Below are 14066 nucleotides of genomic sequence, written 5' to 3'. Positions count from 1 at the left end.
ACCCCGACTCCCTCCAAACCCTCAGACTCCAGGTCGAAGTCCGCCCCGCCGGCTCCCCCTTCACCGGCACCCCCACCGCCGAATCCAACCCCGCCCCTCCCGGAAGCTTCCTCCAGGTCGCCGTCACCGAACTCCCCGCCGGCCCCCACCACTGGCAAGCCCGCGTCGTCGACGCCCTCGGCGTCGCCGGGCCCTGGTCCTCCTTCGGCGCCAACGCCGACCCCTCCGATCCCGACTTCGTCGTCTCGCTCCCCTCGCCCAACGCCGCTCCCGCCGCCCCCGCCTTCCTCGGCCAGTTCCGCTCGGGCGGCCTCTTCCCCATCCCCGTCGGCGGCACCGCCCGCGAACCCGCCGTCGCCTTCAAAGCCCGCCTCTCCGACCCTGAAGGCGGACCCGTCCGCCTGGAAGTCGAAATCCAGCCGGTCGGCGCCTCCTTTACCGGCATCCCCACCGCCACCGGCCCTTACGCCCCCGGCGGCTCCGAAACCAGCCTTACCGTCCCCAACCTCCCGGACGGTCTTTACTTCTGGCAAGCCCGCGCCGCCGACGCCGCCGGCGCCGTCTCCCCCTGGGTCCCCTTCGGGGCCAACGCCGATGTCACCGACGCCGACTTCATCGTGAATACCTCTTCCAACGCTCCCCCCTCCGCGCCCGCTCCCCTCTCCCAGCACGCCACTCCCACCGGCGCCCCCGAACCCGTGGGATTCATCGACTTCGACGGCACCCTCGTCTTCCGCGCCGTCCCGTCCGACTCCGATCCCCTCCAGACCCTCAGGATCCAGATCGAAATCCAGCCCGTGGGCCAACCCTTCACCGGCATCCCCACCGCCTCCAGCTCCCCCGTCCCCTCCGGATCTCCCGCCGAAATCCTCGTCGCCGGCCTCGCCGACGGCGACTACCACTGGCAAGCCCGCGCCGTCGACACGGCCGGCGCCGCCTCGCCCTGGGCCTCCTTCGGCGCGAACGCCGACACCGAACCCGACTTCAGCGTCGTCCTCGGCGTCGATCTTGGCCCCGCCGCCCCCTCGAGCCTCGGCGTGTTCCGCGGCGACGCGACCACCGCCATCCCCTCCGGCGGCACGACCCCCGAACCGCAAGTCCTCATCAAGGCGACCTCCTCCGATCCCGAATCCGGACCCTGGCGTCTCGAAATCGAAATCCGTCCGATCGGCGTCCCCCTCTCCGGCGTCCCCACCGCCTCGAGCCTCCCCGCCCCCTCCGGCGCCGAAGCCTCCGTGCTCCTGGCCGGCCTTCCCGACGGCTCCTATCACGGACAGGCCCGCGCCGTCGATGCCGCCGGAAACGCCTCCGCCTGGGTCCCCATCGGAACGAACCCCGACGGCGCCACGGATTTCTCCGTCGATACCTCCACCAACGCGGCTCCTGCCGTCTCCGATCTCGCCCAGCTGCGCGCCGCCGGCGGTCCGGCCATCCCCCACGGAGGCACAACGAACGAAGCCGCCGTCCTCCTGCGCGCCACCGTCAACAGCGCCGACCCCGGTCAGCGGGTCCGCCTGCGCGTCGAAGTCCAGCCGGAAGGAGTCCCCTTCACCGGCATCCCCACCGCCTCCAGCGCCTGGGTCCCCTCGGGAACCCCGGCTCAAACCCTCGTGGAAGGGCTCTCGGAAGGCGTTTCCTACCGCTGGCAGGCTTGGGCGGAAGACACATCAGGCGCCGCCTCCCCCCCTGAATTCTTCGGACCCTCGGATCCCGACTTCACGCGCTCCTCCAACGCCGCGCCCTCCGAACCCCTCGCGGCCAACCAGTACCTCCTCAACGGAATCACCCCCATCCCCGTCGGAGGCACCACCAACCAGACCGGCGCCGTCTTCGCCGCCACTCTCGAGGACCTCGAAGGCGACGCCCTCCGGCTCCAGATCGAAATTCAACCGATCGGCACTCCCTTCGCCGGCGCCCCCTCCGCCACCAGCGACCCCGTGGCCTCCGCCGGCCGCGCGACCGTCTCCCTCGGCGGATTCCCCGACCTTCAGGGCTATCACTGGCAGGCCCGCACCCTCGATTCGAGCGGACGCCCCTCCCCCTGGATCCCGTTCGGCGCCAACCCCGAAACCGAACCCGACTTCCGCGTCGAACGCGCCTCCCCCGGCATCCTCCCCGGCGGCGGAGGCGGCGCCCGCCCCGCCGACGACAAGAAAGCCGGCTATTGCAGCGCCTCGACCGCCGCCCCGACCTCCCTGCCCTCCGCCGCGCTGCTCCTGGCTTTCGCCCTCGGAAGCATCCCCCTCCTCCGCCGCCGGTGAGCCGCGTATGGTAAACATGATCTTCATCCTCCTCATGGCCCTTCAGGAAACCCCCGCCGCCGATCCTCCCCTCCTCGATTTCGACCGGCTCGAGCTCAACCCCCGCGCGGGATTCGCCGTCTTCAGCGACGACTTCGAATCCGACCCGCGTCTCTGCGCCGGACTCCTCGCCCGCGCCCCCCTCGCCCGACTCTCCCGGGCGCTCCTGGGCCCCGGCGAGGAAAACACCCTCGGCGCGTCCGCCCAGATCACGCTTGCCTCCGTCGAACGCGATCTCGATCCCGAACCCCGCCAACCGGAAGGAACGATCCTCTTCGCCGGCCTCGGCCTGGACGCGACGATCTTCGACCGCGACGGCTGGCTCCTGCGGCCGCGCCTCGAAGTTCAATACGGATACTACGGAGACGTCAGCGGCCTCGAGGACGGGTGGGCTCTGGCCCCCGGCCTCCAGGCCGCGGCCCATCTGACCGGAAACCTCTGGTTCTCCCTCGACGCGCAGGCCGCCCTGGCGGACGCCGGAGACCGCATCCTCTTCGGACAGGCCGGCCTTCTCATTCGCTTTTGAAGGCTCCGGCGCGTTCCGACCCGACAATCCTGTCGCCCCGTCCGCCCCCTCCCCCGGCGGAGCCCTTTGGCACGCCCTTTGCGCTTCCAGGGGCGCATGAAACGCGACGCCGTCCTGACCCTTCTGACTCTCGGAGCCGCGCTCGCAGCCGGTTGCGGAGGCGGAGGGGGAGGGAGCGGCGCCCCATCCCCGGTCGCCGTCGCCGGGGCCGTCGAAGCTCGAGTCGCCCCGCATGCGGCCCTGCGCGCCCGGCAGCCCGCGCCCGTCCGGAGCGGGCCGAGGGAGACATACGGGATCATCGGCGTCCTCCCCGCCGGCCACGTCTCCATCGCCACGCACAAGAGCGGCCCCTGGTGGAAGATCGCCTACGACGGAGGCTACGGCTACGTCTCCGACGCCGATGCTCCCGCCTTCGCCCTCGCCGAGGCGCTCCAGATCACCGCCCCTGTCCTGGACGTCCGCGACGACGCCCAGGCGACGATCGGTCACGTCTATCTGGCCCAGCTCTACGCTTCCGCCCCCGAGCTCTCCACGCCGACCCAGGCGGCCATCTACTGGGGAGGCCGGATCGGCTACATCCCCCTCTCGGACACGCGCCCCGTGGCCCTGGCGGATCCGGCCGAGCTTGCGGATACGGAATCGCTGAGCCTCCCGCTCATCCACTTCACGCAAACCGCTCCCCGCTATTGCGGCCCGGCCACGCTTCAGATGGTCGCCGCTTACCTCGCCTCGGACGTCTTCTCGCAGGACGAACTCGCCGCCGCGATGGGAACCGATCCTCAGGACGGAACGTCTTTCGCCGCCCTGATTGAAGCCGCGCCCGCCTTCGCGCGCACCCCCTACGCCGCCGCCGAATACTCCGCGGAGACGGTGCGGCGCAACCTGCGCGGCAACTATCCGGTGATGGCCGCGATGGACACGTCTTACCTGGCGTACTGGAACTACGCCGCCACCTACCACTTCTCGCCGATCAAGGGCTTCACTCCCGGAGGCTTCCTCATCCACGACAGCCTCCAGGGACCGGATTGCTGGGTCTCCGAAACCGAACTCTTCAACGCCGAATACGCGTACCTCAACCTGATCGGCGCGAGGCTGTAGGCCATGAAACCCGCTCGCCTCTTCCCGGCCCTCGCGCTGGCGGCCCTCCTGGGGCTCGCCTGGATCCGCCCCTCCCCTCCGAGCGGCGCGACCGCGATGAAACCCGCGCCGCCCGCCGTCGTCCCCGTTCCGAACTCCGCTCCCTCGGCGCTCCCCGAAACCGCTCCTCGCCGGTCGCCCCCCTCGCCTTCGGCCTCCTGGTCGTGGACCCGCGAAGACCGCGAGCGGATCGCCGCGCTCGAGGAGCGCCTCCTGGCCCGCCTGCGGGAAGAGCCTTCCTTCGAAGACGCGGTCTTCCAGGCCTTCCTTCAGGAACCCGACCCCATGTGGATGTCCTTCCTCCAGAATCTCCTGGCTGCGGACCCGCGGCGCCGCAACGCGCCCGCCTGGCAGGATCGCTTCGCCCGCGTCGCTGAAACGGAGTCCGTCGCGGCCCGACGCCGCGCCGCCCTGCTCTTCCTCCAGCAGGCGGAAACCGTCGGCCCCGTGCGCGACCGCCTCTTCGCGCTGGCCGAACAAAGCGACCTCCGCGGCCCCGCCCTCCTGGCCCTCAAAGGCCTGCCCGGGCGCCGTCCGGCGGATCCGGACCTCGACCGCCTGGCCGCCCGGCGGGCGGACGTCGATCCGGACCCCGCCGTCCGCGCCCTCGCCGCGCGCCTCGCCCGGCCGCGCTAGCGCCGCCTTTTTCCTGTTAAGATCCAGAAGAAGGGCGACGCTCTTTTACCGGGAAGGATGCCCACGATGCGCGCCCGCGAAGAAACCGCCCGGCTTCTTTTGGCTCATCGCCGAACCCTCCACGCCTATCTCTACGCCCTCGTCCGGGACGCCCACCTGGCGGAGGACCTTTTCCAGGAAGTCTCGCTCATCCTTCTGCGCCGCCTGGACGAGGAGGGCCCCCCGGGCAACTTCTGGGCTTTCGCCCGCGAAGTGGCGCGCCGCGAGGCCCTGGCCGCGCTGCGACGAACCGCCCGCGCCCCCCGCCCCCTCTCTCCCGAGGCCCTCCAGGCGCTCGACCGCGGATTCGAAGAGACCGGGACCCTTCAGGACCCCGCGCGGCTCGAGGCCCTCCGGCGCTGCGTCCAGGCCCTCCCCCGTCTTTGGCAAAGCATCGTCGAACACCGCTACTGGAAGAACCGGCCCGTGCCTCAGGTGGCGGCCGCGCTCCTCAAGAGCGAAAACACCGTCGCCGTCACCCTTCACCGCATCCGGCTGAGGCTGGCCGAATGCGTCCGCGCCCGCCTGAGAGGAACGGAACATGGACCCGCGGGAGCGTGAAATCCTGCTTCTGCGCTACCTCGACGGCTCGCTCCGGGACGAGGAGCACGAGGCCCTCGAAGCGCTGCTCCGGAACGATCCGGAGGCGGCCCGCCTCCTCGCCGAACTCGCCTTCCAGGAAACGCTGCTTCGGGAACTCGGCCGAGGAGCGCGACGGACAAGGACACGAACCCGCCGGCGCGCCGTTCGACCCCGCGCCGTTCCTCTCCTCGCCGCCGGAGCGTCCCTCGCCGCCGCGGGCCTCATCCTGGCCGCGCTCCACGGACTCCGGCGTGAAAACGAGCCGTCCCGCCCCGCGGCCCCCTCCTCCGCCGCCCGGCCGGTCGATCTTCCGGAACAGCCGCCGATCCCCGAACCTCCGCCGCCCGGCCCCTCCGAGCCGAAGCCCCTCCCCCCTCCTCCTCCGGCGCCCGAGCCGCCGCGCGTCGAGCCCTCCCCGCCGCCTCCTCCCACGCCGCGCGCGGAGCCTGTTCCTCCGACTCCCGCTCCACCGCCGGCGCCGGCGCCGCCGCCCCCCGCCGCCCCCTCCCGGAGCGCTCCACCGGTCATCGTCCTTTCTCAGATCCGAGGCACGCTCCTCGACCGAACGCCCCGGGCGGAGGGAACGCTCGAGCTTGCTCCCGGCGCCGAGCTCGCCACGGGGCCCCGCCGCGGGGCGTCGTTCTCGGTTCCGGGCGGATGGACGTTCTGGATGGAGCGCTCCAGCCGGATCCGCCTGGCCCGCGCGGAGTCGGACGGAATCGAGCTTTCTCTCGAAACCGGCGTCGTCTTCCTGGAGTCCGCGGCCGACCGGCCGGTTCCCCCCGTGCGCCTTCGCTCCGGCCGCGGCGCCGTCGAAGCCGCGTCCGCGGCCTTTCAGGCGGAAGACGACGGACGCCGCCTCCAGGTGGCGGTCCTTTCCGGCCTCGTCCGCCTGGACGCGGCCCGCGGCCGGACGGATCTCCGGGCGGGCCAGCGTGCTTCGGTCCGCGCGGGCGATCGGCCTTCGGCCCCCTCGCCCGTCGACGTCGCGGCCCTTTCCGCATGGCGCCGCCGGCCGTCGCTTTCCCCCGCCCCGCCCGCCGGGCCCGCCTTCGAGCACGAGCGCGGGAGCAACCCCCGCGCCGCGGGGCTCGTCCTCGCCGTCCCGTACGCCGACGGCGAAGCCGACGCCGCCCGCGTGGCCCGGGCCACGGCGGAGACCCTCGACGCCGCGCTCGTCCTGGCTTATGGCTATCGCCGCGCCGGAGCGGACCGCTGGTTCCACCTCGACCGCGGCCTGGAAGCGGACGTGACCCCCGACGGCGTGGCTTCCGGCGAGCGGGCCACGGAGGCGGCGCGCGCGGCGCTGGCGGAGTACCTGGCTCAGGGACGCGCGGCCGCCGGACTCCGGCCGCGCGACCCCGTTCCGCTCTGGGTCCAGTTCCGAACCCACTACCTGCGGGACGCCCGAGGACCCCTCGATGTCGGCGAGGTCGCGCTTGCCGGATGGAACCGCCCGGCCGCGCTGCGGCTGAAGGCCTTCTGGGCGCGCCTCCTGGAGCGCCACCGCCCGGCCCGGGCGCTCCCGCTCCAATTCCAGGGCGTGGACGAGACCTACGAGTGGAACGGCGCGCGGCGGACGTTCTTTCACGACGAACGCGACGCCCGCGATGAGGGCTACATGGCCCCGAAGAACGCCCGCGCGGCCATCACGTTCTTCCTGCCGGCCGAGTTCGGGCGCGACCCCGCCGAGGCCGCGGCGTACGGCCGGATCTTCGCGGAGTTCCTCGAGTTCGCCCTTTCGCAGCGACGCTGATTCTCAGGAGGCCTGTCCATGAAGAGCGGGATGCATCGATGGTTCTTCGTCCTTCTCGTGCTTTCGGGCTGCTCCGGATCGTCTTCGTCGTCTTCCGATCCGGCGCCGAACGGCGGATCCGGCCCCGGGGCGCCGGCGGATTCCGGACCGAGCGCTCCCCCCGCCACCGAAGGGCGCCGGGTCGTGGGGTACTTCCCGTCCTGGGGGGTCTACGCCCGGAGTTACTTCGTCAAGAACATCCATACGAGCGGCGCCGCCGCGCGGCTCACCCACATCAACTTCGCCTTCGCCAACATCGGCTCCGATCTCAAATGCGCCGTCGGCGACCCGTGGGCGGATATCGACATGGCCTACTCCGCCGACCGAAGCGTCGACGGCGTGGCCGACACCTGGGACAACGGAGTCCTGCGCGGGAGTTTCAACCAGTTCCGCAAGCTGAAACTCCTCCATCCGCACCTCAAGATTCTCATCTCGATCGGAGGATGGAGCTGGTCGGGCCGATTCTCGGACGCCGCCCTCACCGCCGAGTCGCGCCGCGCGCTGGCCGCCTCGGCGATCGATCTCTTCATCAGGGGCAATTTCAGCTCGAGCGTCCGGGTCCCCGGGATTTTCGACGGGATCGACATCGACTGGGAATACCCCGCCGCGCCGGGGGCCACGAACAACTACCGGGAGGCCGACACGGAGAATTTCACCGCCCTTCTGGCGGAGTTCCGCGCGCAACTCGACGCTCAGGGGGCGGCCGACGGGCGGCGCTACCTCCTCACCATCGCCGCGCCGGCCGGCCTCGACAAGATCGCCAAGATCCAGGTGGACCGGATCCACCCGTATCTCGATTTCATCAACCTGATGACCTACGACATGCACGGCGCCTGGGAGTCGGTGACGAACTTTCACTCCCCCCTCTACGCGTCCTCCACGAACCCCTCCGCCGCGCTCGGATACAACACCGACCGGGCGGTTCGGGAGTGGCTCGCGCGGGGAGCGCCGGCCTCCAAGCTCCTCGTCGGCGTGCCTTTCTACGGGAGGGGCTGGCGGGACGTCCCGCCGGGCCCGCGCGGCGACGGGCTCTACCAGACGGCGTCCGGCGGAGGCGCGCCCGGAACCTACGAGACGGGGGTCGAAGATTATAAAGTTCTCAAGACGCTCGAAGCGTCCTACACGCGCTACCGCCACGCCGAAGCGCGGGCCTTCTGGATCTACCACCCGGGCACCCGGATTTTCTGGAGCTACGACGACCCGGAGGCGCTCCGCGAGAAGGCCGGATACGTCCGCGCGCAGGGACTCGGGGGGCTCATGTTCTGGGAGCTGAGCGGGGACGACGACGCCGGAAGCCTCCTTACGGCGATTTCCGAGGGGCTTCGATGAGCTCCCCGGCGGCGCTTTCCACGCGCGGCGGACCGGATCCCGGCGGCGGAAAGATTCCCACGAAAGGGTTTCGCCGCCGGACGACGAGCGGCTCGAACCGCAGGTCGCGCACTTCGACGGATCCATCCGGCCGCCGGCGCCACACCGGCGCGGCCATGAAATGCTCCAGCCGCCGCCCCAGCGGCGAGGCGCGGATCTCCTCGACGCGCGGGTCCCCCGCGTCCGTCGGCGCCGCCCCGGCGCGTTCCACGCGGCCGGAAAAGACCCGGACGAGGAATACCTCCCACCGGTCCCCGACCCGCGCGGCGGCGCGGAACCGATGCGGCCCCAGAGGCTCGGGGAAAATCCGGAGTTCGGCCGGCGGGAGGCCTTCCCGCAGGAGCTCCCGGCGCACCTGGACCTCGGCCGCCGCGCGCCCGGCGCCGCAGAGAACCACGTAGACGCCGAGAACCGCCAGGGCGCACCGCCAGACCCGCTCCGGCGGAGGCCGGAGGCGCGCCAGGGGAATCGCCGCCGCGAGGATCCCCCACACCGCCAGGTCGATGATGAAGATCCACCCGAGTTCCGGCCGCGCGCGCGAGAAGGGCCAGAAGACGACCACTCCGAACGAGTTCACGTAATCGAAGAAGACGTGCCCCACGATCCCCAGAAGCGACATCCCGAAAAGCGCCCTCCACGGGATGCGGGGGCAGAAGGGCCGGAACGCGGCCGCCAGGAGCGCCGCCAGCGCCGGCCAGGCCACCGCGGCATGGCTGTGGGTCCGGCGGTCCAGGAAACGGCTCCAGCCGTCCCCCATCGTCCAGAAGATGTCCACATCCGGGACGTTGGAAGCCACCGCCAGAAGGAGCGTCGTTCCCCGGCCGTACCGCTCGGCCAGCCCCGCGCGGGCCATGCCCACACCGATCAGGGTATGCGCCACGTTGTCCACGTCGGGTCAATGTAGCAGAACCGCCGCGCCGGTCGTATCGTATCTGGACCTGAGGGAGGCTCCCGAATGATCATGATCGCGTCGTTCGCCGCCGCGGCACTCCTGGCCGCGGTTCAGGACCCGTGGGTCGTCTATGCCGGAGGCGACGGCCCGGGGAAAGGAAAGCGCGTGGTCCTCGTCAGCGGCGACGAGGAATACCGGTCCGAGGAGATGATGCCGCAGCTTGGGAAGATCCTCGCCCGCCGCCACGGATTCTCGTGCACGGTGCTTTTCGCGGTCCACCCCGCCACGGGCGAAATCGACCCCAAGGTGAATAACAACATTCCGGGCCTGGAAGCCCTGAAGGAGGCGGATCTCCTGGTCCTCTTCATCCGCTTCCGGAACCTGCCGCCCGATCAGATGAAGTTCATCGAGGACTACCTGGCCTCCGGCCGGCCCATCCTGGGGATCCGGACCGCCACGCACGCCTTCGACTTCAAGGAAGGCCACCCGTACGCGCGGTGGAGCTGGCGTTCCAAGACGCCGGGATTCGAGGGCGGGTTCGGCCGCGTGGTCCTGGGCGAGACATGGATCAACCATCACGGCGCCCACGGCCGGGAAAGCACGCGCGGGGTGCCCGCGCCCGGCCGGGAGGGCCACCCGATCCTGCGCGGCTGCGAGGACATCTGGGGGCCCACCGACGTCTACGGCGTCCGGCTTCCGCTCCCGGGCGACAGCGCGCCGATCGTCCTCGGGCAGGTCCTGGCGGGGATGAAACCCACGGACAAGCCCGTCGAAGGCCCCAAGAACAATCCCATGATGCCGATCGCCTGGACGCGCACCTACACGGGAGCCTCGGGGAAGCCCGCGCGGGTCTTCACGACCACGATGGGCTCGTCGCAGGACTTCGAGAGCGAGGGATACCGGCGACTCCTGGTCAACGCCTGCCTCTGGGCGGTGGGCCTGGAGGACCGCATCCCGGAGCGCGCGAACGTGGACTTCGTGGGGACGTACACCCCGAGTCCCTTCCGCTTCGACGGATTCAAGAAGGGCGTCACCCCGGCCGATCACCGGCTCGATTGACGCCGGCCCGCCGGCCGGGTAGAGTCCCCGCGATGGCCGAGGACCCTCTGGAGCGTTTCCGGCGCTGGTACCGCGACGCCGAGCGCGCCGGAATTCCCCAGCACGACGCGTGCGCTCTGGCCACGGCCGACCGCCGCGGCAGGCCCTCGGTCCGGTTCGTTCTCCTCAAGGGAGCCGACGAACGCGGGTTCGTCTTTTTCACCGACGCCCGCAGCCGCAAAGGGAGGGAGCTGGCCGAAAATCCCCGGGCGGCCCTAGCCTTCTACTGGCACGACCTCGGAAGGCAAGTCCGCGTGGAGGGCCCCGTGCGCCCGCTCCCGGACGGCGAAGCGGACGCCTACTGGGTCACCCGCCCGCGGGAGAGCCGGCTCGGGGCGTGGGCGTCGCTCCAGAGCGCGCCCCTCTCGAGCCGCGCGGCGCTCCTGGCCGCCTGGCGGGCGCTGCGGCGTCGGTACCGCGGCCGGGCCGTCCCCCGGCCTTCCTACTGGAGGGGCTACGTCGTCGTTCCCGAGGCGATCGAATTCTGGGTCCGCGGCCGCTTTCGCCTCCATTCCCGCGAGCGCTTCACCCGGCGGCGGGAATCCGCCTGGCGGCGGGAGCTTCTTTATCCGTGAACCGCGTAACGCGGATCCGCCGAACGGACTCCAAGAGGGGATGAGGACCGATTCCGAACGCCGAAAGAAAGACCCGCGGGCTCCCTTCAGCCGCGAGGAGATGGACGCCTTCCGCGCGGCGCTCATCGAGCGCCGCACGAAGCTCCGCGAGCGCCTGGAGCGCCTGAGCGGCCGCGCGGCCCAGGACAATCCCGCCGAGCGGGGCGAGATTTCGTCGCTGCCCATGCATCTGGCGGACCTGGGCACGGAAACCTACGAGCAGCAGACCGACCTGGGGTTCGCCGAGCGCGACCGCGACACGATCGCCGCGATCGACCGGGCGCTCGAGCGGATCGAAGAGGGCACCTACGGGATGTGCGAGAACTGCGGCCGTCCCATCTCGAAAGAGCGCCTCCAGGCGCTGCCCTTCGCCGCGCTCTGCCGGGATTGCCAGGCGAAGGAGGAAGCGGCTTAGCCCGTCTGCGGGAGGTAGTCCGTCGGCCGGGCGCGGAAGGCGTCGCGGCACCGCTCGGAGCAGAAGCGGTATTCCGTCGTGCGGTACCACTCCGTCCAGCGCGTCTCCCGGGGGATCGTCCGTCCGCAGACCGGATCCTTGACCTTGGAGGGATCTTCGTCCATGGGAGGCTCTCCCCTGTGGAGCCTCGGCGAAACCGCGGCGTTACTCCGGCGGCCGGGTCAGAGGCAGCCGGCGGCGACCGTGTCGCGGACGAACCGGACGCTCTTGAGCTCGCGCTCCAGATATTGCCGCACCCAGGCGTCCAGGACGCGGCGGATCTCCAGGACGAGCGCGCGGCGCATGGGCTCGCGGGGCATCTCCCCGGCGGCGAAGCGGCCGATCGATTCCAGCGCCGCCCACCGCACGGCGAACCCCCGCTCGGCGCGCGGCGGACAGGCGGCGCAGAGCGCCCCCCCGTCGGCCGGGGAGAACCACGCCTCCGGCGGACGCACGGGGCGGCGGCACGCGCCGCATTCGCGCGCCCGCGGCCCATAGCCCAGAAGCCCCAGCGCGCGCGCCTCGAACGAGAAAAGCGCGTCCGGAACCGGAACCCCCGCCTCCAGCCGCTCGAGAAGCTCCACCAGGCGCTCGAAAAGTCCCGGAACCGCCTGGCCCTCCGGCGCGAATTCCTGCACGAACTCCAGCCCGTAGCACGCCGCCGAGAACCGGCCGAAGTCCGCCCGCAGCGCCGCGAACGAGCGCACCCGCTCCGCCTGGGTCACGACGTCGAGCGTGCCGGGACGCTTCTCGATGCGGATGAGATCGTAGATCGAAAGCGGCTCGAAGGGCGCCGGAAAAGGCCCCTTGCGGCGCTTGGCTCCCTTGGCGATGCACGAAACGCGGCCGTGGGCGGGCGTGAAGAAGCGCACCACCTGGCTCGTCTCGCTGTAGTCGATGCGGTACAGGCAAACCGCCGGCGTGCGCGCGAACGGCATGGAAGCGGAATTCTATCAGAGACGCCGCGGAAGGGCTACGCCAGGGACCGGACGAACTTCTCCAGCCGGTCCAGGCCCGCCTGGATTTTCTCCATCGACGTCGCGTAGGAGAGCCGGATGTGCTCGTCGTTGCCGAAGCCGGAGCCCGGAACGGTCGCCACATGGGCCTTCTCGAGGAGCGCCTCGGCGAAGGCCACCGACCCCGAAAGCGGCCGGCCGTCGCCGCGCTTTCCGTAAAGCGCCGCCACGCGCGGGAAGACGTAGAACGCGCCGTGCGGCTCCGCGCAGGTGAGCCCCGGAATCGCCCGCAGCCGGGAGACGATGAAGTCCCTCCGCCGCGCGTACTCGCGGCGCATGGCCTCGACGCAGGACTGGTCGCCTTCGAGAGCCGCCAGCGCCGCGTACTGGGCGATCGACGTGGCGTTCGACGTGGACTGGCTCTGCATACGCCCGACGGCGGCCATGATTTCGCGCGGGCCGGCCGCATAGCCGATCCGCCAGCCGGTCATCGAGTACGCCTTGGACGCTCCGTTGATGACGACGGTCCGGTCCTTCATCTCCGGCCGCGCCGCGGCGATCGAGGCGAAGGGCACGCCGTAGCAGAGCTTCTCGTAGATCTCGTCGGAGAGAACCAGAAGATCCTTCTCGATCGCCACCTCCGCCAGCGCCCGGAGCTCCTCCGCCGTGTAGACCGCGCCGGTCGGGTTGGAGGGGCTGCACAGGATGAGAAGCTTGGTCCTCGACGTGATCGCCTCGCGAAGACGCTCCGGGCGGAGCTTAAAGCCCTCCGCCTCGGCCGTCGGGACGATCACCGGGGCGGCCCCGGCGCACTTGACCATCGCGGGATAGCTCACCCAGTAGGGGGCCGGGATGATCGCCTCGTCCCCCTCCTCGAGCACGGCCTGAAGGACGTTGTAGATCGAATGCTTGGCCCCGCAGGAGACGACGATCTGGGCCGGGTCGTACGAGAGGCCGTTGTCCCGCAGGAATTTGGCGGCGATCGCCTTGCGGAGCGCGGGGAGGCCCGTGGCGGCGGTGTATTTCGTGTACCCCTTGGCCAGCGCGTCGATGGCGGCCTTCTTGATGTGCTCCGGCGTGTCGAAGTCGGGCTCTCCGGCGGAGAACGAGATCACATCGATTCCCTGCGCGCGCATCTGGTTGGCCTTCTCGGTCATCGCGAGGGTGACCGATTCCTCGACCTCGGAGGCGCGCCGGGACAGAAGCGGCTTGCGAAGGGCGGTCATGGCGGGCGTGTAGTCTAGGGACGCGCCCCCGGGTTTGCAAGCAAAACCCCGGGGGGATAGAATCGCGCCCGTGAAAGGGCGGCGGGCGATCCTGGCGGGGGCGGCCGCGGCCGCCGCGATCGCCGCCGGGGCGCTTCTTCTGGCCCCCTCGCCGCCGAGGCCCCTGGCGGCGCTCGTCCCGGACGACGTTCTCTTCTACCTGGAATTCCCCGACGGCCGCGCGCCGGCCTGGCTGGCCGAGCGGTTTCCGGAAGCGCGGGAGGGGCTGGAGCGCTGGCGCGCGTGGGAGTCCCGCATCGCCGGTCCCGCGGCGATCTACGTGGATCGCGGACGCGAATGGGTGTTCCTGGCGCGGTTGTCCGGGACGGCGGCGCTCCTGGCCGACGTGGAGGTGGACGGCGGCGTGGCGGTCGTCGGGCAGTCGGAAGCGGCTCGCGCCCGCC

Annotated in this window: 15 protein-coding genes; 11 read left to right on the top strand and 4 right to left on the bottom strand. The window is 71.2% G+C overall.

Features of this window, described 5'->3' with window-relative positions:
• The 7 genes from VNO22_07345 to VNO22_07315 all read left to right on the top strand — a co-directional run.
• Positions 1-2261: hypothetical protein (locus VNO22_07345; protein ID HXG61169.1), on the top strand; the 2261-nt coding region annotated here is incomplete at its 5' end.
• A 16-nt stretch (positions 2262-2277) separates the two neighbouring features.
• On the top strand, positions 2278-2826 hold the full coding sequence (locus VNO22_07340; protein ID HXG61168.1) for a hypothetical protein: 549 nt from the start codon (positions 2278-2280) through the stop codon (positions 2824-2826).
• Positions 2827-2922: 96 nt separating this feature from the next.
• Positions 2923-3924, top strand: coding sequence for a C39 family peptidase (locus tag VNO22_07335; GenBank protein HXG61167.1), 1002 nt, complete (start codon positions 2923-2925; stop codon positions 3922-3924).
• A 3-nt stretch (positions 3925-3927) separates the two neighbouring features.
• The gene (locus VNO22_07330) at positions 3928-4599 is read left to right on the top strand and encodes a hypothetical protein (GenBank protein HXG61166.1); all 672 of its coding nucleotides are present in this window, start codon (positions 3928-3930) and stop codon (positions 4597-4599) included.
• Between the two features lie 66 nt (positions 4600-4665).
• Positions 4666-5199 (top strand): sigma-70 family RNA polymerase sigma factor, encoded by a 534-nt coding sequence (locus tag VNO22_07325; GenBank protein ID HXG61165.1) that lies wholly within the window; start codon positions 4666-4668, stop codon positions 5197-5199.
• Positions 5180-6976, top strand: coding sequence for a FecR domain-containing protein (locus VNO22_07320; protein HXG61164.1), 1797 nt, complete (start codon positions 5180-5182; stop codon positions 6974-6976). Before VNO22_07325 ends, VNO22_07320 begins: the two co-directional genes overlap by 20 nt.
• An 18-nt stretch (positions 6977-6994) precedes the next feature.
• Entirely contained in the window at positions 6995-8344 is a 1350-nt protein-coding gene (locus VNO22_07315) for a glycoside hydrolase family 18 protein (GenBank protein ID HXG61163.1), read from the top strand.
• On the opposite strand, the gene VNO22_07310 is transcribed toward VNO22_07315, so the two are convergent.
• The gene (locus VNO22_07310) at positions 8316-9272 is read right to left on the bottom strand and encodes a metal-dependent hydrolase (protein ID HXG61162.1); all 957 of its coding nucleotides are present in this window, start codon (positions 9270-9272) and stop codon (positions 8316-8318) included. The two genes, VNO22_07315 and VNO22_07310, sit on opposite strands and share 29 nt — an antisense overlap.
• Before the next feature lie 66 nt (positions 9273-9338).
• Between VNO22_07310 and VNO22_07305 the strand changes: the two genes are divergently transcribed.
• The 3 genes from VNO22_07305 to VNO22_07295 are packed head-to-tail and all read left to right on the top strand — an operon-like array spanning position 9339 to position 11402.
• A complete protein-coding gene (locus VNO22_07305) occupies positions 9339-10334 on the top strand; it encodes a ThuA domain-containing protein (protein ID HXG61161.1) in 996 nt (331 codons plus the stop codon).
• A 32-nt stretch (positions 10335-10366) separates the two neighbouring features.
• Positions 10367-10948: a pyridoxamine 5'-phosphate oxidase gene (gene pdxH / locus VNO22_07300; protein HXG61160.1), complete on the top strand. Its 582-nt coding sequence runs from the start codon at positions 10367-10369 to the stop codon at positions 10946-10948.
• 40 nt (positions 10949-10988) lie between these two features.
• Positions 10989-11402: a TraR/DksA C4-type zinc finger protein gene (locus VNO22_07295; GenBank protein ID HXG61159.1), complete on the top strand. Its 414-nt coding sequence runs from the start codon at positions 10989-10991 to the stop codon at positions 11400-11402.
• Here VNO22_07295 and VNO22_07290 read toward each other — a convergent pair.
• The 3 genes from VNO22_07290 to VNO22_07280 are packed head-to-tail and all read right to left on the bottom strand — an operon-like array spanning position 11399 to position 13623.
• Entirely contained in the window at positions 11399-11566 is a 168-nt protein-coding gene (locus tag VNO22_07290) for a YHS domain-containing protein (protein HXG61158.1), read from the bottom strand. The two genes, VNO22_07295 and VNO22_07290, sit on opposite strands and share 4 nt — an antisense overlap.
• A gap of 57 nt (positions 11567-11623) precedes the next feature.
• A complete protein-coding gene (recO, locus tag VNO22_07285; protein ID HXG61157.1) occupies positions 11624-12379 on the bottom strand; it encodes a DNA repair protein RecO in 756 nt (251 codons plus the stop codon).
• Between the two features lie 35 nt (positions 12380-12414).
• Positions 12415-13623 (bottom strand): pyridoxal phosphate-dependent aminotransferase, encoded by a 1209-nt coding sequence (locus tag VNO22_07280; GenBank protein ID HXG61156.1) that lies wholly within the window; start codon positions 13621-13623, stop codon positions 12415-12417.
• Between the two features lie 70 nt (positions 13624-13693).
• Between VNO22_07280 and VNO22_07275 the strand changes: the two genes are divergently transcribed.
• On the top strand, positions 13694-14066 hold a 373-nt coding region (locus tag VNO22_07275; GenBank protein ID HXG61155.1), incomplete at its 3' end, for a hypothetical protein.

It is taken from the genome of Planctomycetota bacterium (assembly GCA_035574235.1).
In the GTDB taxonomy this organism is placed as follows: Bacteria; Planctomycetota; MHYJ01; order MHYJ01; family JACPRB01; genus DATLZA01.
Note: the sequence above shows the minus strand (reverse complement) of the source record. Positions and strands in the feature narration are given on the sequence as shown.